This is a genomic window from Streptomyces sp. NPDC094143, assembly GCF_040303825.1.
Lineage (GTDB): Bacteria > Actinomycetota > Actinomycetes > Streptomycetales > Streptomycetaceae > Streptomyces.
The window spans coordinates 35,657-58,644 of the sequence record NZ_JBEOTZ010000015.1 but is presented as its reverse complement, the minus strand read 5'-3'; the positions used below and the strand labels follow the sequence as shown (position 1 = coordinate 58,644).

At 71.3% G+C, this 22,988-nt stretch carries 18 protein-coding genes; 7 read left to right on the top strand and 11 right to left on the bottom strand.

The window, feature by feature from the left end; all coding sequences use genetic code 11:
• Nucleotides 1-20: 20 nt before the first annotated feature.
• The 3 genes from ABTZ58_RS20255 to ABTZ58_RS20245 form a co-directional block, all read right to left on the bottom strand.
• Entirely contained in the window at nucleotides 21-1,634 is a 1,614-nt protein-coding gene (locus ABTZ58_RS20255; protein ID WP_309094554.1) for a peptide ABC transporter substrate-binding protein, read from the bottom strand.
• Between the two features lie 603 nt (nucleotides 1,635-2,237).
• Nucleotides 2,238-4,145: a translational GTPase TypA gene (gene typA / locus ABTZ58_RS20250; protein WP_351358242.1), complete on the bottom strand. Its 1,908-nt coding sequence runs from the start codon at nucleotides 4,143-4,145 to the stop codon at nucleotides 2,238-2,240.
• 643 nt (nucleotides 4,146-4,788) lie between these two features.
• Nucleotides 4,789-6,948 (bottom strand): ABC transporter family substrate-binding protein, encoded by a 2,160-nt coding sequence (locus ABTZ58_RS20245; RefSeq protein WP_351358239.1) that lies wholly within the window; start codon nucleotides 6,946-6,948, stop codon nucleotides 4,789-4,791.
• A gap of 288 nt (nucleotides 6,949-7,236) precedes the next feature.
• Between ABTZ58_RS20245 and ABTZ58_RS20240 the strand changes: the two genes are divergently transcribed.
• From ABTZ58_RS20240 to ABTZ58_RS20225, 4 genes are read left to right on the top strand one after another with little or no spacing between them, the layout of a single operon-like run.
• Nucleotides 7,237-7,527, top strand: coding sequence for an Rv0250c family protein (locus ABTZ58_RS20240; RefSeq protein WP_309094558.1), 291 nt, complete (start codon nucleotides 7,237-7,239; stop codon nucleotides 7,525-7,527).
• Between the two features lie 55 nt (nucleotides 7,528-7,582).
• Entirely contained in the window at nucleotides 7,583-8,419 is an 837-nt protein-coding gene (gene sdhC, locus ABTZ58_RS20235) for a succinate dehydrogenase subunit SdhC (RefSeq protein ID WP_351358236.1), read from the top strand.
• Between the two features lie 16 nt (nucleotides 8,420-8,435).
• Complete coding sequence (locus tag ABTZ58_RS20230; protein ID WP_351358233.1) at nucleotides 8,436-10,376, top strand: fumarate reductase/succinate dehydrogenase flavoprotein subunit; 1,941 nt, start codon at nucleotides 8,436-8,438, stop codon at nucleotides 10,374-10,376.
• Nucleotides 10,373-11,149: a succinate dehydrogenase/fumarate reductase iron-sulfur subunit gene (locus tag ABTZ58_RS20225; RefSeq protein WP_351358230.1), complete on the top strand. Its 777-nt coding sequence runs from the start codon at nucleotides 10,373-10,375 to the stop codon at nucleotides 11,147-11,149. The genes ABTZ58_RS20230 and ABTZ58_RS20225 overlap by 4 nt, the downstream gene beginning before the upstream one ends.
• 95 nt (nucleotides 11,150-11,244) lie before the next feature.
• Here the strand turns inward: ABTZ58_RS20225 and ABTZ58_RS20220 are convergent, their stop codons facing one another.
• The 7 genes from ABTZ58_RS20220 to ABTZ58_RS20190 form a co-directional block, all read right to left on the bottom strand.
• Nucleotides 11,245-12,342: a glycoside hydrolase family 18 protein gene (locus ABTZ58_RS20220; protein ID WP_351358227.1), complete on the bottom strand. Its 1,098-nt coding sequence runs from the start codon at nucleotides 12,340-12,342 to the stop codon at nucleotides 11,245-11,247.
• Nucleotides 12,343-12,413: 71 nt separating this feature from the next.
• Nucleotides 12,414-15,050, bottom strand: coding sequence for a SpoIIE family protein phosphatase (locus ABTZ58_RS20215; RefSeq protein ID WP_351358224.1), 2,637 nt, complete (start codon nucleotides 15,048-15,050; stop codon nucleotides 12,414-12,416).
• 252 nt (nucleotides 15,051-15,302) lie between these two features.
• On the bottom strand, nucleotides 15,303-15,734 hold the full coding sequence (locus ABTZ58_RS20210; protein ID WP_351358221.1) for an ATP-binding protein: 432 nt from the start codon (nucleotides 15,732-15,734) through the stop codon (nucleotides 15,303-15,305).
• A gap of 136 nt (nucleotides 15,735-15,870) precedes the next feature.
• Nucleotides 15,871-16,305: a (deoxy)nucleoside triphosphate pyrophosphohydrolase gene (locus ABTZ58_RS20205; RefSeq protein ID WP_351358218.1), complete on the bottom strand. Its 435-nt coding sequence runs from the start codon at nucleotides 16,303-16,305 to the stop codon at nucleotides 15,871-15,873.
• 136 nt (nucleotides 16,306-16,441) lie between these two features.
• Nucleotides 16,442-16,633 carry an SPOR domain-containing protein gene (locus ABTZ58_RS20200; protein ID WP_309094565.1) on the bottom strand — a complete coding sequence of 64 codons (192 nt, stop codon included), beginning with the start codon at nucleotides 16,631-16,633 and terminating at the stop codon, nucleotides 16,442-16,444.
• Nucleotides 16,634-16,974: 341 nt separating this feature from the next.
• Nucleotides 16,975-17,727, bottom strand: a complete 753-nt coding sequence (locus ABTZ58_RS20195; protein ID WP_351358215.1) for a GntR family transcriptional regulator — start codon at nucleotides 17,725-17,727, stop codon at nucleotides 16,975-16,977.
• A gap of 147 nt (nucleotides 17,728-17,874) precedes the next feature.
• A complete protein-coding gene (locus ABTZ58_RS20190) occupies nucleotides 17,875-19,023 on the bottom strand; it encodes a DUF4190 domain-containing protein (protein WP_351358212.1) in 1,149 nt (382 codons plus the stop codon).
• 121 nt (nucleotides 19,024-19,144) lie between these two features.
• Here ABTZ58_RS20190 and ABTZ58_RS20185 point away from each other — a divergent pair, with 121 nt between their 5' ends.
• Entirely contained in the window at nucleotides 19,145-19,366 is a 222-nt protein-coding gene (locus tag ABTZ58_RS20185; protein ID WP_351358209.1) for a DUF2283 domain-containing protein, read from the top strand.
• A gap of 27 nt (nucleotides 19,367-19,393) precedes the next feature.
• On the opposite strand, the gene ABTZ58_RS20180 is transcribed toward ABTZ58_RS20185, so the two are convergent.
• Entirely contained in the window at nucleotides 19,394-20,299 is a 906-nt protein-coding gene (locus ABTZ58_RS20180) for a LysR family transcriptional regulator (protein ID WP_351358206.1), read from the bottom strand.
• Between the two features lie 90 nt (nucleotides 20,300-20,389).
• On the opposite strand from ABTZ58_RS20180, the gene ABTZ58_RS20175 reads away from it, so the two are divergent.
• Together ABTZ58_RS20175 and ABTZ58_RS20170 are read left to right on the top strand one after the other, a co-directional pair.
• Entirely contained in the window at nucleotides 20,390-21,220 is an 831-nt protein-coding gene (locus tag ABTZ58_RS20175; RefSeq protein WP_351358203.1) for an oxidoreductase, read from the top strand.
• 179 nt (nucleotides 21,221-21,399) lie between these two features.
• Nucleotides 21,400-22,980, top strand: a complete 1,581-nt coding sequence (locus ABTZ58_RS20170; protein WP_351358200.1) for a S8 family peptidase — start codon at nucleotides 21,400-21,402, stop codon at nucleotides 22,978-22,980.
• The last annotated feature ends 8 nt before the right edge of the window (nucleotides 22,981-22,988 follow it).

Genomic DNA, 22,988 nt, shown 5'->3' with positions numbered 1-22,988 from the left:
AAGAGCCAGGACGGCTCCTCTTACTTGGTGGTGACGGCCCACACTTCGAGGTCACCGTGGAAGTCGACGTTGACGTTGTCGACGTTCTTACCGTGGCCGCCGTTGATGCGGTAGTACCAGAGCGGGATGGCCGGCATGTGCTCGACCAGCTTCTTCTCGACCTCCTGGAAGGCCTTCACCGACTCGTCGAGGGACTTGGCGTTGTCGGCCTTGTTCATCAGGCCGTCGATCTCCTTGTTGGAGAAGCGACCGTTGTTGGCCTCGGCGGTGGTGTGGTACAGCTCCTTCATGAAGTTGGCGTTGACCGGGTAGTCGGCGACCCAGCCACCGCGGTACATGCCCTTCACCTGGTCGTTGTCACGGGCCTCGAGGTCCGTGGCGAAGTCCGGCTTCGGGTCGCCGACGCAGTCGACGCCGGTGGCCTTGCGGATGGACTCGCAGACCGCGGTCACCCACTCCTTGTGCCCACCGTCGGTGTTGTACTGGACGGTGAACTTGTTGCCCGGAACGCCACCGCCCTCCTTGATGAGCTGCTTGGCCTTCGCCGGGTTGTACGTGAACACGTCCGTGTCCAGGTTCTGGTAGCCCTTGACACCGGGCGGCGTGAAGCCCTTGGCCGGCGTGCGGGTGTTGTTCAGAACCGTCTTGGTGATCGTGTCGCGGTCGATCGCCATCGACAGACCCTGCAGGACCTTCGGGTCGATGTCCTTGAAGGTCTTGGAGTAGAACGCCGGGGTCAGCGTCTGGATGGCCGCGTACGGCTGCTCGATGGCGCCGTCGCCCAGGTCCTGCTTGTACTTCGGCAGGTCCGTCGGGCCGACCTGGCGGATCATGTCCAGGTTGCCGGAGACGACGTCCTTGTACGCGGCCTCGAGGGTCGTGTACGCCTTGAACTGGACGCCCTTGTTCTTGGCCTTGTTCGGGCCCTGGTACCCGTCCCAGGCCTTGACCTGGATGAGCTTCTTGTGGTCCCACTTCTCGAACTTGTAGGGACCGTTGCCGACCGGCTTCTGGCCGAAGGCCTTCGGGTCGTCGTAGAAGACCTTGGGCAGCGGGGCCCAGGTGGTGTAGCCGAGCTTGTAGTTGAAGTACGGCATCGTGTACTTCAGCTCGATCGTGAAGGTGTGGTCGTCCACGGCCTTCAGACCGGACATGGTCTGCGACTTCGGCTCACCCTTCTCCGGGTGGACGTCGTCGTAGCCCTTGATGTCCTGGAACCAGAACGAGTTCTGCTGGTTGTTCTTGATGTTGGCGTACCAGTTCCAAGCGTCGATGTACGACTTGGAGGTGACTTCTTCGCCGTTGTGGAACTTCCAGCCCTTCTTGAGCTTGACCGTCCACGTCTTCGAGTCCTCGGAGGTGACCGACTCGGCGTTCGTGTAGACGATCTCACCCTTGGAGTCGAAGTCCAGCAGCTGGGTGAAGAGCGACTGGATGACGTACGAGCCGTTGCTCTCGTTCGTGTCGGCCGGGATCAGCGGCTTCTGCGGCTCGCCGACGTCGATCGAGACGTAACCGGCAGGTCCGGAACCCTTGCTCTTGCTCTCACCATCACCGTCGCCGCCGCAGGCGGTGGCGGACAGGGCGACGACTATCGCGCCCGCGACCCACTTGGCGCTCTTGGCACCGCGCATGGGTTCCTCCTAAGAAGTCATTGGTTCACCGCAAAGAGAGCACAGACAAACCACCGCCACCGCCCGTCGCCGGTGCCGGAAATCGTCAGGTGCCCCCGCGCTCGTGAGTCGGCGCCGCTGCCGGCGAGTGACCCTTCATCCGAGCTCTACGCGCCTAACTATCTGCCAAACACCAGGACCGAACCACACTCTCGAGGTCTCGGTTCGATCACAGCTCGCGTATACATCTTCCAAAATCCGGACAAAGGGTTTGGTGAAAGATCCCTGCGAAACGGACTTGTTACACATCTATCGGTGGTGGCTGTCCGTATTCCGGACGCGAGGGTGAGAAAAACCGCTTGCGGTCTCCGTGGCATCCGTGCAGGGTGCCGACGGGGGCCGTCGCGGGCTCAACAGGCAGTCGCCGTAAGGCCGTTGCCCGGCTTCGAGACAGGGCAGAGCGAGGCGTTCCGCAGCAGGGTAGTGGGAGCGGGCTGTTCCGGACGGCCGCGCCGGGCAAATCGAGGGTTTTCCCTTACCCTTTCCTTCGCGTTGTTCCCCTTTGACACACGGCACCGGGCACCCCGCGGGGCGGGGTGCCCGGTGCCGTGTGTACGGGGGGCGTCAGCCGTGCTTGGCGCGGCTGGCGGCGCGGGCGCGCTCGCGGGCGTCCAGGTTCACCTTGCGGATGCGCACGGCCTCCGGGGTGACCTCGACGCACTCGTCGTCCCGGCAGAACTCCAGGGACTGCTCCAGCGACAGCTTGCGGGGCGGGACGATCGACTCGGTCACATCGGCCGTCGAGGACCGCATGTTCGTGAGCTTCTTCTCCTTGGTGATGTTGACGTCCATGTCGTCGGCGCGGGAGTTCTCGCCGACGATCATGCCCTCGTACACCTCGGTGCCCGGCTCCACGAAGAGCACGCCGCGCTCCTGCAGGTTGGTCATCGCGAAGGCGGTGACCGCGCCGGAGCGGTCGGCGACCAGGGAGCCGTTGTTGCGGGTCTGGAGCGTGCCGAACCAGGGCTCGAAGCCCTCGTGGATGGAGTGGGCGATGCCCGTGCCGCGGGTCTGGGTCAGGAACTCGGTCCGGAAGCCGATCAGGCCGCGGGAGGGCACGACGAACTCCATGCGGACCCAGCCGGAGCCGTGGTTGGACATGTTGTCCATCCGGCCCTTGCGGACGCCCATGAGCTGCGTGACGGCGCCCATGTGCTCCTCGGGCACGTCGACGGTCATGCGCTCGACGGGCTCGTACGTCTTGCCGTCGATCTCCCGGGTGACCACCTGCGGCTTGCCGACGGTCAGCTCGTAGCCCTCGCGGCGCATGGTCTCGACGAGGATGGCCAGCGCCAGCTCGCCTCGGCCCTGCACCTCCCAGGCGTCCGGGCGCTCGGTCTCCAGGACGCGCAGCGACACGTTGCCGATCAGCTCGCGGTCGAGGCGGTCCTTGACCTGGCGGGCGGTGACCTTGCGGTCCTTGACGGCCGCCTTGTTGTCGGCGCCCTTGCCGGTGGCGCCGCGGCCGACCAGCGGGGAGGTGTTGGTGCCGATGACCATGGAGATCGCCGGCTCGTCGACGGTGATCAGCGGCAGCGCGACCGGGTTCTCCGGGTCGGCCAGGGTCTCGCCGATCATGATGTCCGGGATGCCGGCGACCGCGCAGATGTCACCGGGGCCGGCCTTCTCGGCGGGCTTGCGGGTGAGCGCCTCGGTCATCATCAGCTCGGAGATGCGCACGTTCTGGACAGACCCGTCACGCTTCATCCACGCGACCGTCTGGCCCTTCTTCAGCTCGCCCTGCTGCACGCGCAGCAGCGCGATACGGCCGAGGAAGTTGTCGGCGTCCAGGTTCGTCACATGCGCCTGAAGCGGGGCGGCCTCGTCGTAGGTCGGGGCCGGGATGTGCTCCAGGATCGTCGAGAAGAACGGCTCCAGGCTGTCGGAGTCGCCCGGGACCGTGCCGTCCTCCGGCTTGGTGAGGGAGGCGATGCCGTCACGGCCGCAGGCGTAGACGATCGGGAACTCGATCTGGTCCTCGTCGGCGTCCAGGTCGAGGAAGAGGTCGTACGTCTCGTTGACGACCTCGTCGATCCGGGAGTCGGGGCGGTCCGTCTTGTTGATGCACAGGATGACGGGCAGCCGCTGCTGGAGCGCCTTGCGCAGCACGAAGCGGGTCTGGGGCAGCGGGCCCTCGGAGGCGTCCACGAGCAGGACGACGCCGTCGACCATCGACAGACCGCGCTCGACCTCACCGCCGAAGTCGGCGTGGCCGGGGGTGTCGATGATGTTGATGGTGATGGGCTCCCCGCCGTCCTTGGGGTGGTACTTCACCGCCGTGTTCTTGGCGAGGATCGTGATGCCCTTCTCACGCTCCAGGTCGTTCGAGTCCATCATGCGGTCGTCGACCGAGTCGAGCTGGTGGGCGGCGAAGGCACCGGCCTGCTTCAGCATGCCGTCGACGATGGTGGTCTTGCCGTGGTCGACGTGGGCGACGATGGCGACGTTGCGGATGTCGTGGCGCGTGGCCATAAAAGGCGTACTCCCGGAGTGGTGAGGAATGCCCTGCGCGTACGTCGGTGGTGCGCGGGCCCTGCCGGGCTCAACATGCCACGGCCTCACCCCATGGTACGGGTCCGCCACCGTTGGGGTGAGCCGGGATGCGTCGGCCCAGGTCAGGGGCCTGCCGAGGGGTGTTCGGCATCGGTTTCGGCCGGTACGCAGGCATGCCGGGCGGCCTCGCGGGCCGAGCGCCGTGTGACGCGGCCCTCGTCGAGCCTCGGGGCCCACTGCCGGACGTCGGTGAACGCCCGGCTCGCCCCGTGCGCCTCCGACCGAGGTGGGCGCGTCGGTGTCGATCTCGCCGGTGCTCCGGCCGAGCGAGAAGAGGATCTCCGCGGCGGACGGAGGCGGTCCGTCGGCGCGCACCGAAGGGTGTGCACGCGCCGTATCCGGTGGCGCGGAGACCCTCTTCGCGCACCGAGCCGCTTCGGTCGCCAGACGCCCGTCAACCGCTCGCGCGTGGTGAGCCGGGACCAATGAAGGTGCCTTCGCACACCGCCGCCGCATCGCGCCGTGCATGTGCCGGCCCACGTCCCCAGCCCCCGTACGCGCGAGACCCGGCGTCCGCACCATGATCACTGCTCACCTCATGATGGGGACGCCGGGCGGAGAGCTACGGGGCGGCCGGACCCTTCCGCGACGGGCCGGATGCCGGCTTCGGGCCCTTCTTCAGGAAGCCCATGTCCTCGTAGACCGGTGTGGCGAAGCCGAAGGCGCCGGTGTTGGCCAGGTTCTTGCGGGCCGCGAGGAGCTGGGGGCGCTGGAAGAGGGGGATGGAGCCGGCCGCCGCCCAGATGCGGGAGTCGGCCTTGCGGATGAGGGAGCGGGACTTGCCCTCGTCGAGCGTGGCCACGGCCTCGTCGAAGAGCTGGTCGACCTGGTCGGTGCCGACGCGGGTGTAGTTCTGCTCGACGCTCAGGGAGCCGTCGGCGGCCGCGACCGGCTTGGCGTAGACGGGGCGGGCGTCGGTGGCGGGGTAGGCGGTGGCGGGCCAGGAGTAGAGGGCCAGGTCGTACTGGCCGGAGGCGATGTGGTCCTTGAAGTAGGACTCGTCGGAGACCTTGGAGATCTCCGTGCCGATGCCGACGCGCTGCAGCATGCGCGTGATGCGGTCGGCGACCGTGCGCAGCGTCCGGGAGCCGGGCCCGGAGGGGAGCACGAACCGGAGCGTGAGGGGCTTGCCGTTCTTGGCGAACGGCGCGGCCTCCTGGTTCGCCGGGGCGGCGGTGCCGCGCGGGGCGTACGCGCCGGGTGCACCGCCCGGGTGCGGGTGCTTGTACTGCTTGCCGTCCTGAGCGAGGTGGCCGGCCGGGTCCTGGTCCTGGACCTTGTTGTCCTCGTCCGCGCCGGAGGAGCCGTCGGCCCGCTCGCCCTCGCCGCCGGCCGCCTTCTCCTCCTTCTCCTTCTTCTGGTCCTTGACGGGGCCGCCGCGTACCCAGCCGGCGTCGGCGAGCAGGGCCTGTGCCTCCTCGGTGTCCTGGTCGCCGAGGGCGCCGCTGTTGTCGGCGTAGGCGGCCTGGCCGGACAGGGCCAGGTGGCTGCCGACCGGGACGGCGGGCAGGCCCAGGGGCTTGAGGACGGCCTCGGCCAGTTCCTCGCGGTCCAGGGCGCGGGCGACGGCCCGGCGGACCCGCTCGTCGGCCAGAGGGCCCTCGGCGCCGTTCAGGGCGAGCTGGGTGAAGGCCGGCTCCAGGGACTTGCGCACCTCGAACCCGCGCAGGGCCTGCAGCTGCCGGGCGTACTTGGCGGCCGCCTTGCGCAGCTTCTTGCGGGCGACGGTCTCCTCGTCGGCCGCGTCGTCGTCGGTGCCGTTGGCTCTGGCCCAGGAGCGCAGGGCGTCCGCGGCGGTCCGGTCGGCGCCGGGTCCCATCAGGGGGCTGCTGGAGCTGTGCGGGCGGGCGGCCAGGGTGATGCGGCGGGCCGCCGCGGAATCGATCTCGGCCAGGTCGAGGGTGCCGGCGGCCAGCTCGGCGGCCCGCTTGTCGCGCGGCACGGTGCGCAGCTCGATCGCGGAGAGCTTGGCGGGCTCGCCCCACCAGCGCGGGTTGCGGGTGAGGGTGATCCTCTCGTCCTCGGTGTCGACCTTCTTCACCGTGAAGGGGCCGGCGGTGACCTCGAGCTTCTTGCGGGCGCCGTCGTTGAAGGAGTCCGGGGTGCCCATGACCTCCTTCGGGTACAGCGGGGAGAACAGGGAGCGCCAGTCGGCGTAGGGGCGGCTGAAGGTGACCCGGACCTCCAGGGCGCTGTCGCCGCGCTCGATTTTCTGGACGCGGTCGTAGCCGGCGTTGCGGGCGGTCCAGTAGGCGGTGTCCTTGCCGGACAGGGCGCGCCACTGGGCGGCGAAGTCGGCGGCGCCGATCTCCCGGCCGTCGCTCCAGACGGCCTGCTGGTTGAGCTTGTACAGGACGACCTGTTTGGGCTCGGTCTCGACGACCTTCGCGGACTCCAGGTAGGCGGGGTTGCGCTCGGGGCGGCCGGAGGCGTCCATCCGGAACATCGACGGCAGGACGGCCTGGGCGACGCGGGTGGTGGTGGCGTCGGCGTCCGACTGGAAGGTGTTCAGCGTGTCCGGCACGGAGTCGACGGCCCAGCGCAGGGTGCCGCCGTCGGCGACCTCGTCCCGGGCGGCGGGCTGGATGTCCGGGGCGGCGAGCGGCTTGCCGGCCGGGTCCTCGGAACCGCACCCGGCGAGCGCGGGCACCGCGAGCACGCCCGCGGTGAGGAAGGCGACCGAGCGCGTGACCGCACGCGGGCCGACGCCGTGCTGGGACATCTGTGCTACCTCCGGGAAGCCGCGGGCGTTATGATCACTTTTGGCGGTATTTGGAGTTCATCTGATGTATGCCGCCACTGAAGAGGAAAGGGTTCGGCAACACAGGGCGACACGGCGGTCACGGAGGTGAAGTCACCCATGCGGCCCAGCGCACCGCGCGGTGCACCCGCACGCCTCGGCCAATCGATGCACATCCCTTCACAGCACAAGGTGTGACGCGCAACACTCGCAGGCGCATGAACGTTGCCGCCTTGGGCCGTGAAGGACCCGTGGAAGTGAGGGCAAGTCATGTCCGTTCACGACGAACTGACGTCAGTCCAGCGCTCTCTCGACGACCTGCTGCGGTCGCTGGGGCGGCTGGAGAAGCAGGTCGGCACCGGCGGTCTGGAGATGCGCCGCGTCCGGGCCGACGCCAACCACCTGCGCGAGAGCCTCGCCCTGCTGCGTGAAGCCGCCGCGTCGCCGACCGCACCGATGCGCCCCGAGCTCGTCACCATCTCGGACGCGCCGTACGACCCGTCGCTGTGGGTCGACTCGGACGACGAGGGGCTGGGCGCCCGGGACCGGCGCGCTCCCTGACCGGGAGGGCGTCGAGCGACCGGCACCTCCCCCTGAACCCGACCGGAGTCGTCACGTGGCCACTGGTACGGAACCTCCCGCCACCGAACCCCTTCCCAGCAGCGGCGGCGTCAGGGCGGGTACGCGCGCCGCGATCGCCGCGCCGCACCTGCGCACCGACCGCTGGTGGCTGGCCCCGGCCGGCACGGTCGCCGGCCTGCTGGCCTTCATCGTCTACTCGACCTGGCGGGCCTTCGCCGACGCCGACTACTACGCGGCGCCGTACGTCTCGCCCTTCTACTCCCCGTGCCTGGCGGAGCGGTGCGAGCCGATGAGGGCCGGCCCCAACTGGGAGATCTTCGGCAGCTGGTGGGGCATCTCGCCCGCGATCATCATCCTGATCTTCCCGCTCGGCTTCCGGCTGACCTGCTACTACTACCGCAAGGCCTACTACCGGGGCTTCTGGGCGTCCCCGCCGGCCTGCGCGGTGGCCGAGCCGCACAGGAAGTACACCGGCGAGACCCGCTTCCCGCTGATCCTGCAGAACATCCACCGCTACTTCTTCTACGCGGCGCTCCTCGTCGCCGGGATCCTCACCTACGACACCGTGCTCGCCTTCCGCGACGAGAACTACGCGTGGGGACACATGGGCCTGGGCACCCTCGTGTTCCTGGTCAACATCGTGCTGATCTGGGCGTACACGATCTCCTGCCACTCCTGCCGGCACATCGTCGGCGGCAAGCTCAAGCACTTCTCCAGGCATCCCGTGCGCTACCGGATGTGGCAGTGGGCGGGCAGGCTCAACGCCCGGCACATGCAGCTGGCCTGGGCGTCGCTGGTCAGCGTGGCGCTCGCCGACCTCTACGTCTATCTGGTCGCGTCCGGTGCCTTCGACGATCCGCGATTCTTCTGATGAGTGAGGCGTTCTGATGTCCGTGGTCGACCGGCAGGAGTGGGACGTCGTCGTGGTGGGCGCGGGCGGGGCCGGGCTGCGCGCCGCCATCGAGGCCCGCGAGCGGGGCGCGCGTACGGCCGTGATCTGCAAGTCGCTGTTCGGCAAGGCGCACACGGTGATGGCCGAGGGCGGCATCGCCGCGGCGATGGCCAACGCCAACGAGAACGACAGCTGGCAGGTTCACTTCCGCGACACCATGCGCGGCGGCAAGTTCCTCAACCAGTGGCGGATGGCCGAGCTGCACGCGCAGGAGGCACCGCAGCGGGTGTGGGAGCTGGAGACCTGGGGGGCGCTGTTCGACCGCACCAAGGACGGCCGGATCTCCCAGCGCAACTTCGGCGGGCACGAGTACCCGCGGCTCGCCCACGTGGGCGACCGCACCGGCCTGGAGCTGATCCGCACCCTCCAGCAGAAGATCGTCTCCCTGCAGCAGGAGGACTTCAAGGAGACCGGCGACTACGAGTCCCGGCTGAAGGTCTTCCAGGAGTGCACGGTCACCCGGGTGCTGAAACAGGACGATCGTGTCTCCGGCGTCTTCGGCTACGAGCGCGAGTCCGGCCGCTTCTTCGTCCTGGAGGCGCCCTCGGTCGTCATCGCGACGGGCGGCATCGGCAAGTCCTTCAAGGTGACCTCGAACTCCTGGGAGTACACCGGCGACGGCCACGCGCTGGCCCTGCTCGCGGGCGCTCCCCTGCTGAACATGGAGTTCGTGCAGTTCCACCCGACCGGCATGGTCTGGCCGCCGTCGGTGAAGGGCATCCTCGTCACCGAGTCGGTGCGCGGCGACGGCGGGGTGCTGCGCAACTCCGACGGCAAGCGGTTCATGTTCGACTACGTCCCCGACGTCTTCAAGGACAAGTACGCCGAGACGGAGGAGGAGGCCGACCGCTGGTACGACGACCCGGACCACAACCGCCGTCCTCCCGAGCTGCTCCCCCGCGACGAGGTCGCCCGGGCGATCAACGCCGAGGTGAAGGAGGGGCGCGGCTCCCCGCACGGGGGCGTGTTCCTCGACGTGTCGACGCGGATGCCCGCCGAGGTCATCAAGCGCCGGCTGCCGTCGATGTACCACCAGTTCAAGGAGCTGGCGGACGTCGACATCACCGCCGAGGCGATGGAGGTCGGGCCCACCTGTCACTACGTGATGGGCGGGATCGCGGTCGACTCCGACACGGCGGCGGCCCGCGGGGTGCCCGGGCTGTACGCGGCCGGTGAGGTCGCCGGCGGCATGCACGGCTCCAACCGGCTCGGCGGCAACTCGCTGTCCGACCTGCTGGTGTTCGGCCGCAGGGCGGGCTGGCACGCGGCCGAGTACGCGACCGGGCTGGCCGGGGCGCGGCCCGCCGTGGACGATGCGCTGGTCGACGCCGCCGCCGCGGAGGCCCTGCGGCCCTTCTCGGCCGAGGCCGAGACCGAGGAGCCGGCCGGTGGCCCGCCGGAGAACCCGTACACGCTGCACCAGGAACTCCAGCAGACCATGAACGACCTGGTCGGCATCATCCGCCGCGAGACGGAGATGAAGCAGGCCCTGGAGAAGCTGGCCGAGCTGCGGGTGCGCTCGCGCCGGGCCGGGGTCGAGGGGCACCGGCAGTTCAACCCGGGCTGGCACCTCGCCCTGGACCTGCGGAACATGCTGCTGGTCAGCGAGTGCGTGGCGCGGGCCGCCCTGGAGCGCACCGAGTCGCGCGGCGGGCACACCCGGGAGGATCACCCGTCGATGGACCGCAAGTGGCGGCGGATCAACCTGCTGTGCGCGCTCACCGACCCGGCGGGCGGGCCGGCGGCGACGGACCCGGTCCGCGGCCAGATCACGCTCACCCGAGAGACCACCGAACCCGTCCGTGCCGACCTGCTCGCCCTGTTCGACAAGGAGGAGCTGGTCAAGTACCTCGCCGAAGAGGAGCTGTACGAATGAGCGGCTACACGGCCCACTTCAAGGTGTGGCGCGGGGACGTGAGCGGGGGCGGCCTTGAGGACTTCGAGGTCGAGGTCAACGAGGGCGAGGTGGTGCTCGACATCGTCCACCGGCTCCAGGCCACCCAGACGCCCGATCTCGCCGTGCGCTGGAACTGCAAGGCGGGCAAGTGCGGTTCCTGCTCGGCGGAGATCAACGGCCGTCCGCGGCTGATGTGCATGACGCGCATGTCGGTGTTCGGCCGGGAGGAGACCGTCACGATCACCCCGCTGCGGGCCTTCCCGGTGATCCGCGACCTGGTCACCGACGTCGGCTTCAACTACCAGAAGGCCAGGGAGGTCCCGGCCTTCGTCCCGCCGGCCGGGCTCGCCCCGGGCGAGTACCGCATGATGCAGGAGGACGTGGACCGGCCGCAGGAGTTCCGCAAGTGCATCGAGTGCTTCCTGTGCCAGGACACCTGCCACGTGGTCCGCGACCACGAGGAGAACAAACAGGCGTTCGCCGGGCCCCGGTTCCTCATGCGGGTCGCCGAGCTGGACATGCACCCGCTCGACGCGGCGGCGGAGTCGGGCCTGGACCGCAAGACCACCGCCCAGGACGAACACGGCCTGGGCTACTGCAACATCACCAAGTGCTGCACGGAGGTCTGCCCCGAGGGCATCAAGATCACGGACAACGCCCTGATCCCCCTGAAGGAACGGGCGATCGACCGCAAGTACGACCCCCTGGTCTGGCTGGGTTCGAAGATCAGGAGGCGTTCGTCAGCAGGCTGAGAGCCTGCGTGCCGCACGGGCGAGGGGAGCCAGGTCGGTGCGGGTGAGAGGGCGTCGGGGGCGGGGGGTCCGGCGGTCGGTGCGCGGGGGCGGAGTCACCGCACCCAGTCTTCCCTGTAGGCGCGCCAGTCCGCCTCCGTCGCGGCGAAGTCGATGTACAGCGCGACGCCGAACCGGGCCCGGTCCGCGTCCGTGCGGGACAGGCCCAGACGGACGCCCCGGACCGCCGCGCGGACGGTCTCGGCATGACCCCAGTGGTCGAAGTTGCTCTCCCGGTAGAAGGGCAGGCCCATCAGCAGGTCGGTGGCGGGCGGGGTGACCTCCAGGGCGAGGGAGGTCTGCTGGGCGACGTAACCGCCGTAGGTGCTCTCCAGGGGCTGCGCGGTGTCGTACGACATCATGGCGATCTGGTCGACGCGGCGGGCGACCTGGCCGAAGAACTCCTGGGACCACCACTTGGGGTTCTCGGTGAACAGGCCGAACACGGTGTGCAGCTTGGGGAGCGGGTCGATCTGGTGGGCGGCGACGGAGAGCCGGGCGTCGCGGGAGCGGGTCTCGCTGCGCAGGGCGTCGAGCAGGGCGAGGAAGTCGCGGTCGCCGGACGGCATGGGTTCCAGGTCGAGGTGGACGCCCTCGTAGCCGGTGTCCAGGACCTGGCGGGCGGAGCGGACGACGGCCGCGCGGGTGTCCGGGTCCGCCAGGACCATGCCCCCGCCGCTCTCGGAGGCGAGGACGTCGCCCAGGAAGGCCTGGACGCGGATGCCGGGCAGTTCCTCGTGCACGGCGTCGATGAACCATCGGGCCCTCGGATAGAGGGACTTGGGCAGGGTGCCGTCGTGCTCCAGGGGGCCCGAGTGGACGTACAGGTCGCGGATGCCGGTGTCTTGCAGGCGGCGGGCCAGGGCGGTGACGTCGGCGTCCTTCTTGCGGCCGTCCACCCAGGCGTGGCCCAGCCAGAGGGCGTCGCGGTCGCGGGTGTACGTGCCGTCCGCCGGGTCGCCCGTGTAGTTGATCCCCAGGGCCGTCAGCACGGCCAGGAGGGAGACCAGCGGGACCAGGACCGCCACGAGCGCCCCGCGTACGAGACGGCGGCGCCGCCGTCCTTTCCTGCCGCCGTCGGAGGCGGGAGCGTCCTCCGGGATGTCGTCGGCGGCGGGCGCCCCGGCCGGTGCGGTCTCCTCCGTGCGGTCCATGCCGTCTCTCCCCGGGGTGCGTGTGAGCGGTGTTGCCGGGGAGGACGGCCCGTACGGGCGTTCGGTTGCGGTCAGAACAGGCTCAGCAGTGCCTCCGCCGGGTCCGGCAGGCCGGGTCCGCCGTCCGGGAGCGGGAGTTCGAACCAGACGGTCTTGCCCCGGGGCGTGCGGCGCGAGCCCCAGGCGGCGCTGAGGAGGCCGACGAGCTGGAGCCCGCGGCCGCCCTCGTCCGTGTCGCGGGCCCGGCGGCGGCGGGGCTGGACCAGACCGGAGTCCCACACCTCGCAGACCAGGGTGCGGTCCAGCAGCAGGCGGAGCCGGATCTCGCCCTCGCCGTAGCGCAGGGCGTTGGTGACCAGTTCGCTGACGAGCAGCTCCGTGGTGTCGACGAGCGGCTCCATGTCCCAGCTGAGCAGCTGGGCGCGCGCGTACTCACGGGCCCGGCCCACGCTGCGCGGCTCGCGCGGCAGGGTCCAGTCGCCGACGGACTCGGTGGGCAGGCCCTGGACACGTGCCATCAGCAGCGCGATGTCGTCCTCGCCGTGATGGGTGTCGAGGGTGTTGAGGACGTGGTCGCAGACGTCCTCCAGCGGCTGGGTGGGGTCGGCGAGGGCGCTGACGAAGGCCTGGAGGCCCTCGTCCAGGGGATGGTCGCGGCTCTCGACCAGTCCGTCCGTGTAGAGCGCGAGCAGGGCGCCCTCGGGCAGTTCGACCTCGACCTCCTCGAAGGGCTCGCCGCCCACGCCGAGCGGCATGCCCGGCGGCACGTCCAGCATCAGGGCCGGCTCGCCAGGTTCGACCAGGACGGGCGGCAGATGGCCGGCGTTGGCGAACGTACAGCGCCGGGTGACGGAGTCGTAGACGGCGTACACGCAGGTGGCGAGGTAGACCTCCGACAGGTCCGCCTCCCGGGGCCGGCGGGCCGCCCGGGTGGCCTGCTGCACGCCCCCGGGTGCGCCGAGGCCGCGGGCGATCTCGTCCAGCTGGGAGAGCACCTCGGCCGGTTCGAGGTCGAGCTGGGCCAGTGTCCTGACGGCGGTGCGCAGTTCGCCCATGGCGACGGCGGCGCGCAGGCCGCGGCCCATGACGTCGCCGACGACCAGGGCGGTGCGGTGCCCGGGCAGTTCGATGACGTCGAACCAGTCGCCGCCGACCTCGCTGGGCCGGCCGGTGTTGACGTTGCCGGGCAGGTAGCGGCAGGCGATGTCGAGGCCGGAGGCCTCCGGGTCGCCGGGCGGGAGCAGGGACCGTTGCAGTATCAACGCGCGTTCGTGCTCGCGCCGGTAGAGGCGGGCGTTGTCGATGCAGACGGCGGCGCGCGCGGCGAGTTCGACGGCCAGGTCCCGGTCGCGGTCGCCGAACGGCTCGCTGCCCTTGGCCCGGGCGAACTGCACCAGTCCGACGACGGTGTCGTGGGCGACCATCGGCACGGCGAGCGTGGACTGCACGAGCCCGCCGTCCTCGGGGGGCACGATCTGCGGGCGGGCCGTGCGCAGGGCGTCCGCACAGGGCGAGCTGAACGGGTAGTGGTGGACGGCGCCGACCGGGACGGGCACGCCCGTACCGGCGAACGGCGCGTCGGACACGGCGCTCGCGAAGGCCACGCGGCGCAGTTCGGCGCTGCCGTCGGCGAGTCCGGGCGGGGTCTCGTCACCGGCCAGCAGCCCCTGGTAGAGGTCGACGGTGGCCAGGTCGCAGAAGCCGGGGACGACGACGTCGAGGAGCTGACGTGCCGTGGTCTCCAGGTCGAGGGAATTGCCGATGCGGGCGCCCGCCTCGTTCAGCAGGGCCAGGTTGCGCCGGGCGGCGGCGGCCTCGCGGGCGGCGGCGCGGCGTGCGGTGATGTCGATCCCGAGCCAGGCGACCCCGATGGGACGGCCCGAACCGCTGTGCACGCGGTAGAGGTTGACGGACCAGTGGCGGCGCTCGTCGGAGCCCGGCACGAAACCCGTGACGTGCATGTCGGTGATGGAGCTGCCGGTCTCCAGCACCCGGCGCAGCGTGGCGGCGACCCGTTCGGCCTCCCCGCGCTGCAGGTAGTCGTGAACGCCCTTGCCGCGGTGGTCGTCGGGCGCGCCGCCGAAGATGGACGCGAACCGCTGGTTGACGCGGCGGACCCGCAGGTCGGGGTCGATCAGCAGGAACCCGAAGGGGGATTGACTGAAAATGGCCTGCGAGGCGGCGAGATCGGTCTCGATGCTGCGCAGCGTGCGCACGTCGACGACGATGCACACGGCGGCCTTCTCGCCGTCCTCGGTGCGTGTCGGCATGACGTACACCTCGGCGAGTCCCTCGTGACCGCACTCCCCCTCGTAGCCCTTCGGCATCCGGAAGGGGACCACGCCGGTCCACTCGCGGCCGTCGAGGATCTCGGCCATCTTGCGCATGCCGCGCTCGCGGTGGCGCGGGTCGATGAACGCCTCGATCGGGTCCATGCCGACCGCGCGTCCGGCGGGGATCCCGAAGAGGTGCTCGGCGCGCAGGCTCCACTGGTCGACCAGCCCGTCGGGGCCGATGGAGAAGGACGCGACCTTGATGTAGTCGTAGATGGATCCGGGGGGACTGCTCTGCCACATGGCGTCCCCGGGCGGCACCCCGTCGGGCGCGAGCGCACCTGAGACCGCGGCGGCCAGGCCGTCGACGGACCTCGCCCTCGCGCCCTCCGACGGGTCCTCGGACTCCGTGGCCTTCGCTGGTATCTCGCTCACGCGAACCGTCCCCTCCAGCTCACCGCGCCCGGCACCGGTCACCAGGGGCGGCTGCCCGCAGTATCCAGCACTACGGTGCCGCACAACACGGTGTTCACGATCACAGCACGGTCCCGATGGTTTTCGGTCCGGACCGTGAGAACACTTCCAGTCTTCTAACCAGGGGACACGTCGTCGAACCCCGTCCGCCGACAACCGCCACTGGCCTGAACCAATCGCTCTACAGCGGTACGGGGTACGTACACCGTTCTTTCACTCCGACACCGCGAGTTCGAACCACACGGTCTTGCCCGCGCCGCCGGGCCGGGTGCCCCAGCGGCGGGAGGCGGAGGCCACCAGCTGCAGTCCGCGGCCGCCCTCGTCCTCGGGGCGGGCGGTCCGCTCGCGGGGCGGGTCGGGCAGTGGGTCGGATACCTCGACCAGCAGGACGCCGTCCAGTCCGCAGGGGCGCACCAGGCGGACCCCGATGGGGCCGGTGGCGTGCCGCAGGGCGTTGGTGACCAGCTCGCTGACCAGCAGGGCCGTGAGGTCGGCGAGGCGGTCCAGGCCCCAGCCGCGGAGCCGGCCGCGGACGGCCTGGCGGGCGGTGCGCACGGCGTCCGGCTCGGCGGGGAAGGTCCACGCGGCGCAGTCACCCTCGGTGTCGATCACGCCGCTCACTTCCCTGCCGGCAGGCCCACCCATGTCCGGTTTCGTGGGGTTAATGGGCACATACCCGATATCCGGGGCGGAGTACCGCGCGGCGCGGCGCACTGTCGCACGAAAGGCGTACGGGGCGCCCGTACACCAGTCGGCCCGCGTCGCCCGCCCCCGGCCGACCTCAGGCGCCGGGCCCTTCGCACACGCCGGCGCGGAGGTCTCCCAGGTACGCGAGGGCCTGCCGGACGGCCGGGACGTCCTGGTCGAGCCAGTCGACGTCCCAGATCTCGGCGGGGCCGAGCCAGCGCAGCCCGTCGTGGTCCTGCAGGGGTTCGGGGGCGGGCGAGCCGGGCCGCAGCCGCGCGGTCCACACGTGCAGGACGTACGGCGGCCGCAGGGGCCACTCGCCCGGGATCCGCTCGCCGGTCTCGGCGTCGACGCCGAGTTCCTCGCGCAGTTCGCGTACGAGCGCCGCGTCGGCCGTCTCCCCGGGCTCCACCTTGCCCCCGGGCAGTTCCCAGCGCCCGGCCAGCTCGGCGGGCGCGCTGCGCCGGGCGGCCAGCAGCCGCCCGTCGTCGACGAGCGCGGCACCCACGACGACGATGTGCTCAGTCATGCGGGGAGCCTACGGGAGCACGGCGGAACTCCGGCCGGGCAGGCGCGGCAGGTACCGCAGGCCGGCGCGGCGCGGCCGACCCGGCGAGGCCGGCCCGGCGCGCGGTCAGCCCGGCACGGACCGCCGGGCACGGGAGTCAGTCGTGCAGGGCCGGTCCGCTCTGGCCCAGTCGCTCGACCCAGTACAGCTGCTTGTGGCCGCGGCCGTCGAGGCTGTCGGCGATCTTCTGGGCCTCGGCCCGGGTCGCGTACCGCCCGACGCGGTAGCGATTGCCGTTGTCGTCCTGACGTATCACGAGCCAGGGAAGAGTGACCGTGCTGTCGTTCATCGCGCCCCTCCACTTCCCGCCCGCGGCCTGTGCCGAGCCCCACCCGCTAAGGAAACCGCAATGCGCATATGCCCGAGCGTACGCCTAACCTTCACGCAGCGAATACGGCTTTTCACCAAGAGGTACGCAACCGGCCAGCACTCAGGGGGCGCACGTCGGCGAACGCGCCGTCCGAGTACCTCGGCGCACCCGTTCGCGGGCATACCGCATACACGGTGGTCGACCTGCGCAGACGGCGACGGGCCCCGGGTCGGGCACGACTCGCGGTGGCGTCGTCCGTGACGGTGAGGGTGTGAACGGGGCGCGCGGGGAGCGCGCCGCGGGGCGGATGTGAGCGCTCGCTACTTGACCGGAAGGTGGTAGGCGACCCGGTAGCGATCGGCCGGGATGACCACGTCGGCCGTCTCGACGGGGCGGCCGGAGGCGTAGAACGTGCGCTGGACCACCAGGACCACATGGCCGGGGACGCCCCCCAGCACGAGCAGTTCCTCGGCGAGGCCGGGGCGGGCGCCGACCTCCTCCGTGACGTTGTCCACGATCACGTCGATCGCGCGCATGCGCTCGACGACCCCCATGCCGCCGAGCGGGCCCTCCTCCGGCAGCATCACGGGCGTACGGCCCGTCACCGCGAGCGGCTCCCAGGACGTGGAGAGCATCATCGGCTCGCCGCTCTCGCGGTACAGGTACTTCGTGCACATCACGCGGTCGCCCGGCTCGATGCCCAGCCGCTCGGCGACAGCGACGCTCGCCTCGGACTGCTCGCTGCTGGACTCCCAGGTGCCGCGCCCCTCGCCGTCGGCCTGCTCCTGGCGGAACGGCGTCGCCCCGCCGCTCGGGCGGTAGCCGGAGCGGGAGATGCGCCGGGGCACGGGCCGCTCACGCACGTACGTCCCCGAACCGGAGCGGCCCTCGACCAGCCCCTCGGCCATCAGCACCTTGCGGGCCTCCAGGGCGACGGTGTCCGAGACGCCGTACTCCTGGCGGATTCTGGCCTGGGAGGGGAGCCGGGTGTGCGGGGGGAGCCGACCGTCGACGATCTTCCTGCGGAGATCACCCGCGACACGCAAGTACGCCGGCTGCTCACCGAATGTCACTGGCCGCTCCCATCAGGTTGTACAGACAGCAACAGCGTGGCAACCGTAGGTTGTGCCGTGCAAGCAAAGGCCAGAGAATCACTCGATGTGATGACATGGCGGCCCTGGGGGCTTTACGCAGGCACTTTCTCCCCGCTATAGCCGCCGTCACACCCGCGCTTCGGCGGAACCGCCCTCGTCCTCGTCGTAGGCCGGCGGGGTCGAGGCCAGTGCGAGGGCTTTGCGCGCCGTGACGGTCGACGGGCCGTCGACGTAGGCGTACGCCCTGTCGTAGTGCGTGAAGTAGGTGTCGGCGTCGGCCGCCTCGCTCGCCCGGGCCCACTCGTCCCGCGCGTCCTCGAGGTCCGCGACCAGGTCGGCGACCGGCTGCCGGGCCCCGGAGGGCCAGGAGTGACCGCGCAGGGCCTCGATCTGCTCGCCGAGCACGTCGTGCACCTGCGTGGCCCAGGCGCGGTGGCCGGCGAGGTCGTCCTCCGGGGTGTCCTCGGGCTCCTCGTACAGCGCCGCGTCCAAGGCGTTGGCCGTGGACAGGAAGACGACCTGGTCGGTGCCGAGCGTGGTGGGGTCGCCGCGCAGCGAGCCGGTCAGCCGGGACCCGGCCTCGGCGTGGCCGAAGAGGCAGGTGATCGCGCGGTCGCCGAAGCGCCAGCTCGCCCGGGAGGGCATCAGGTAGTACACGTCGACGTCGGCGGGCATCGCCCAGGAGTCCATGGCGTACTGGTCCTGGAGCGCCCAGCACCGCTCGTCGGCGATGTCGGTGAGCTCGGCGTCGCCCGGGAAGGCACCGCCCGGCAGCGTCACGACCCCGAAGACCTCGCCGTCGTGCCGGCCCGCGCAGGAGACCGGGTCGACGTCGTACGTGTCGCCCTCCATGCCGCCGGGCGCGTCGAAGCAGTCGCCCTTGTCCAGCCGCAGGGCCTCGTTGCCCCGCGCGCCGTCCTCGAACCCCTCCCACGCCTTGGACGCGGCCCCCGTGGACAGCACCACCGTCCACAGCACGACCCCGACACAGGACAGCACCGCCCCGGCGATCGCCAGTCCCCGCCCGCTCTGCCCGGACCTCCTGATCTGCCGCAGCGCGATCAGCCCCAGCACCAGTCCCAGTGCGGGGACGAAGCACAGGAGGCCGAGCACGAGGGCGGCGACGGCCAGGGCGTTGACGGAGACCGGCGTGCCGTACGGGCGCCCGGCGGTGCCGTACGGACCGTACGGACCATGGGCCCGTGACCGGTCGGCAGGGGGCGGCCCGTACGGGTCCTGGGGCTGCGGGGCCCCGGGGGGCGGGGGTATCGACACGGGTACGTGCTCCTGGCTGAGGCGGCGGGCCGGGGTCTCGTCGAACGGCTGGGCGCATCGTAAGCGGCCGGGCCGACGCCGGGTCCGACGGCCGCGGCCGAGTCCGCTGCGAGAGGCGAGCATGCACATCGCACACGACCGCGAGAACGACACCGCGTACGCCTCGCTCGTCGCACACGTCGCGGACGGCGCCGCCGTCCGGCGGATCCCCGTCGAGGCAGTCGGGCGGACGCCGAGGTGTTCCTCGACGTGGACGCCTCGGGGACGGTTGCTCGGCATCGAGGTGATCGGTGCCGTCGGCGCGCCGCCCGCGGAACTGCTGGAGCAGTCCTCCCCGGCCTGAGGGTCCGCGGGCGGTGGCGGGGTGGCGCTACGTCCGTCCCGCCACCGCCCGGCACGCGTCCGCGTACGCCCGCACCCATGCCCGGTCCCCGTCCTCGCGGCGCCAGGCCAGGACGTATCGGCTGGGGGGCAGGCCCCGTACCGGGCGGACCGTCACGCCGCCCAGGGTGAGCAGCGGGACGTTGCCCGTGGCGACCAGGCAGACGCCGAGGCCGGCGGACAGGGCCTCGTACGTCTCCTCCGTGCTCGCGATCTCGGCGCCGATGCGGGGTGGGCGGCCGTCGCGGAAGTCCAGGGCGAGCCAGAAGTCGCGCAGCGGGCCCGTGCTCTCGGGCAGCGCGAGGAACGGCTCGTCGAGCAGGTCCGTGAAGTCGATCCCGGCGCGGCCGGCGAGCGGGTGGGTGCCGGGGAGGGCCACCATGAGCGGCTCCTCCGCGACGACCGTCCAGGCGTAGCGGTCCTGGGCGGGCAGCGGCAGCCAGACGAACGCGACGTCGGCGGAGCCGTCGGCCAGCCCCGCCGTCGGGTCCTGCCAGGTGACCTGCCGGAGCCGGAGGGCGGCTTCGGGGTGTGCCGCCGTGAAGCGGGAGCGGACGGCGGGCAGCAGGCCGCCGCGGACCGGGCTGGTGCTCATGCCCACGACGAGCGTGCCGCGCCGGGCCGTGCGGACGGTGTCCACCGCGGCCGCCGCCTCCCGCCACGCGTCGATCACCTGGCGCGCGTGCGGCAGCAGCGCCGTACCGGCGTCGGTGAGGGCCACGCCGTGCCGGTCGCGCCGGAACAGCGTGACGCCCAACTGCCGCTCCAGGGCACGGATCTGCTTGCTCAGGGCGGGCTGGGACACATAGAGCCGCTCGGCGGCGCGGGTGAAGTGCAGGTCCTCGGCCACCGCCAGGAAGTAGCGCAGGTCCCGTACATGGACGTCCTTCGTCATGCCCTTCGGTTATCACCGAATGTCTTGGACGAACAACTGCCGCACACGGAAGGGTGGTTACGCAAGGGCCGGACGAGACGAGGAGTGGCCATGAACAGGGTGTGGCTCATCACGGGCGCGAGCAGCGGGTTCGGGCGGGCGATCGCCGAGGCCGCCCTCGCGGCGGGCGACGTGGTGGTCGGCGCGGCCCGGCGCCCCGAGGCGCTGGACGATCTGGTCGCCGCCCACCCCGACCGGGTGGAGGCCCTGCGCCTGGACGTCGCCGACACCGGCGCCGCCGAGGCCGCCGTGCGGGACGTCGTGGCACGGCACGGCCGGATCGACGTCCTGGTCAACAACGCGGGCCGGACCCACGTCGGGGCGTTCGAGGAGACCACCGAGGCGGAGCTGCGGGCGCTGTTCGAGGTGCACGTCTTCGGCCCGGCCGCCCTCACCCGGGCCGTGCTGCCGCACATGCGTGAGCGGCGCTCGGGCGCGATCGTGCAGATGAGCAGCATGGGCGGGCAGCTGTCCTTCGCGGGCTTCTCGGCGTACAGCGCGACGAAGTTCGCCCTGGAGGGCATGTCCGAGGGGCTCGCGGACGAGGTCGCCGAGTTCGGCGTCAAGGTACTGATCGTCGAGCCGGGCGCCTTCCGCACCGGCCTGTTCCAGACGGGCCGGGCCGGTACCAGCGCGGACAGCGGTGTGTACGGCAAGGTGAGCCGGACGCGCGGCCTGGTCTCCGGCGGCGACGGCACCCAGCCGGGCGACCCGGCCAAGGCCGCCGCCCTGATCCTCGCCGCGCTGGAGGCCGACCCCACGCCCCTGCGCCTGCCGCTCGGCGACGACGGGGTCAGCGCGGTGCTCGGTCATCTGGACCGGGTGCGGGACGAGGTGTTGGCCTGGGAGAAGCGGAGCCGGAGCACGGCGTTCGACGACTGACGGCCGTCACAGGGGTCCTGCCGGTGTGTGCAGGGCCCTTGTGCAATTCCTGTGGAGGCCTCAATCTTTCGGCTGACGCACAGGAGTCACCGCCTGGTTGACATGACCATGACTTCCGGGCGCTCCAACGGGCGTGCACCACACCCCACAGCGCACCACCGATGAGGAGGACCCCTCAGATGGCAGTGACGCGTACTCCCCACAGATCCACCCGGCGAAGACTGGCCGCGCTCGGTGCGACGGCCACCGCGGCGCTCGTCGCGAGCCTGGTCTCCGCCCTCCCCGCCGGCGCGGCCCCGGTCGCCGCCGAGGGGCGCGTGCAGTACGAGGGCGCCGCGAACGCCGTCGCCGACAGCTACATCGTCACGCTGAGGACCGGCAAGGCCGGTTCCGCCGAGGGCCGCGCCCTCGCGCACAAGTACGGCGCCGCCATCGAGCGGACCTACACCAAGGCCCTCAACGGCTGGGAGGTCGAGGCCTCCGCGTCCGAGGCGAAACGTCTCGCCGCCGACCCGGCCGTGGCTTCCGTGGTGCAGAACCGGACGTTCTCCATCACCGCGACGCAGCCCGGCCCGCCCTCCTGGGGCCTGGACCGCATCGACCAGCGCAACCTGCCGCTGAACAGCTCGTACACCTACCCGGACACGGCGGGTGAGGGCGTCACGGCGTACGTCATCGACACCGGCGTCCGCATCACGCACGGCGACTTCGGCGGCCGGGCCTCCTACGGCTACGACGCCGTCGACAACGACAACACCGCCCAGGACGGCCACGGCCACGGCACGCACGTCGCCGGCACGGTCGCCGGGAACGCCTACGGCGTGGCCAAGAAGGCCGGGGTCGTCGGGGTCCGGGTGCTGAACAACTCCGGCCAGGGCACCACCGCTCAGGTCGTCGCCGGCATCGACTGGGTCGCCCGCAACGCGGTCAAGCCGGCCGTGGCGAACATGTCCCTGGGCGGCCCGGGTGACACGGCCATCGACACGGCCGTGCGCAACGCCATCGCCTCCGGCGTCACCTTCGTGGTCGCCGCCGGCAACGAGTCCACCAACGCCTCCACCCGGTCGCCCGCACGGGTCACCGAGGCCGTCACGGTGGGTGCCACGACGTCGGGCGACGCCAAGGCGAGCTACTCCAACTACGGTTCGGTGCTCGACCTGTTCGCGCCCGGCTCGTCGATCACCTCGGCGTGGAGCACGAGCGACTCGGCGACCAACACCATCTCCGGTACGTCGATGGCGAGCCCGCACGTCGCCGGGGCCGCCGCCCTGCACCTGGCCGCCAACCCCGCGGCCACGCCCGCGCAGGTCTCCGCCGCGCTGACCTCCGCCGCCACCACCGGCGTCGTCACCAGCCCCGGCACCGGTTCACCCAACGGTCTGCTGCACGTGGGCGGCGGCACGACCACCCCGCCCGGACCGCGCTTCGAGAACACCACCGACCAGGCCATCGCCGACAACGCCACCGCCGAGTCCCCGGTGACGGTCTCCGGCGTCCCGGGCAACGCCCCGTCGGCCCTGGCCGTCGAGGTGCACATCGTCCACACCTACATCGGTGACCTCCAGGTCCAGCTGATCGCCCCCGACGGCACCGCGTACACGCTGAAGGGGTACGGCACCGGCGGCAGCGCCGACAACATCGACACCACGTACACCGTCAACGCCTCCTCGGAGACCGCGAACGGCACGTGGAAGCTCCGGGTCAGCGACAACGCGAACTTCGACACCGGGCGGATCGACGCCTGGGCGCTCCAGTTCTGACCCGTCCC

Excerpts from the sequence above, each read along its gene's own strand:
- ABTZ58_RS20225 (WP_351358230.1), top strand. The coding sequence starts at position 10,373 with ATGAGCGGCTACACGGCCCACTTCAAGGTGTGGCGCGGGGACGTGAGC.
- ABTZ58_RS20185 (WP_351358209.1), top strand. The coding sequence starts at position 19,145 with ATGCACATCGCACACGACCGCGAGAACGACACCGCGTACGCCTCGCTC.
- ABTZ58_RS20240 (WP_309094558.1), top strand. The coding sequence starts at position 7,237 with ATGTCCGTTCACGACGAACTGACGTCAGTCCAGCGCTCTCTCGACGAC.
- ABTZ58_RS20170 (WP_351358200.1), top strand. The coding sequence starts at position 21,400 with ATGGCAGTGACGCGTACTCCCCACAGATCCACCCGGCGAAGACTGGCC.
- ABTZ58_RS20175 (WP_351358203.1), top strand. The coding sequence starts at position 20,390 with ATGAACAGGGTGTGGCTCATCACGGGCGCGAGCAGCGGGTTCGGGCGG.
- ABTZ58_RS20245 (WP_351358239.1), bottom strand. The coding sequence starts at position 6,948 with ATGTCCCAGCACGGCGTCGGCCCGCGTGCGGTCACGCGCTCGGTCGCC.
- ABTZ58_RS20200 (WP_309094565.1), bottom strand. The coding sequence starts at position 16,633 with ATGAACGACAGCACGGTCACTCTTCCCTGGCTCGTGATACGTCAGGAC.
- ABTZ58_RS20210 (WP_351358221.1), bottom strand. The coding sequence starts at position 15,734 with ATGGGTGGGCCTGCCGGCAGGGAAGTGAGCGGCGTGATCGACACCGAG.
- ABTZ58_RS20180 (WP_351358206.1), bottom strand. The coding sequence starts at position 20,299 with ATGACGAAGGACGTCCATGTACGGGACCTGCGCTACTTCCTGGCGGTG.
- ABTZ58_RS20255 (WP_309094554.1), bottom strand. The coding sequence starts at position 1,634 with ATGCGCGGTGCCAAGAGCGCCAAGTGGGTCGCGGGCGCGATAGTCGTC.
- typA (WP_351358242.1), bottom strand. The coding sequence starts at position 4,145 with ATGGCCACGCGCCACGACATCCGCAACGTCGCCATCGTCGCCCACGTC.
- ABTZ58_RS20230 (WP_351358233.1), top strand. The coding sequence starts at position 8,436 with ATGTCCGTGGTCGACCGGCAGGAGTGGGACGTCGTCGTGGTGGGCGCG.
- ABTZ58_RS20205 (WP_351358218.1), bottom strand. The coding sequence starts at position 16,305 with ATGACTGAGCACATCGTCGTCGTGGGTGCCGCGCTCGTCGACGACGGG.
- ABTZ58_RS20220 (WP_351358227.1), bottom strand. The coding sequence starts at position 12,342 with ATGGACCGCACGGAGGAGACCGCACCGGCCGGGGCGCCCGCCGCCGAC.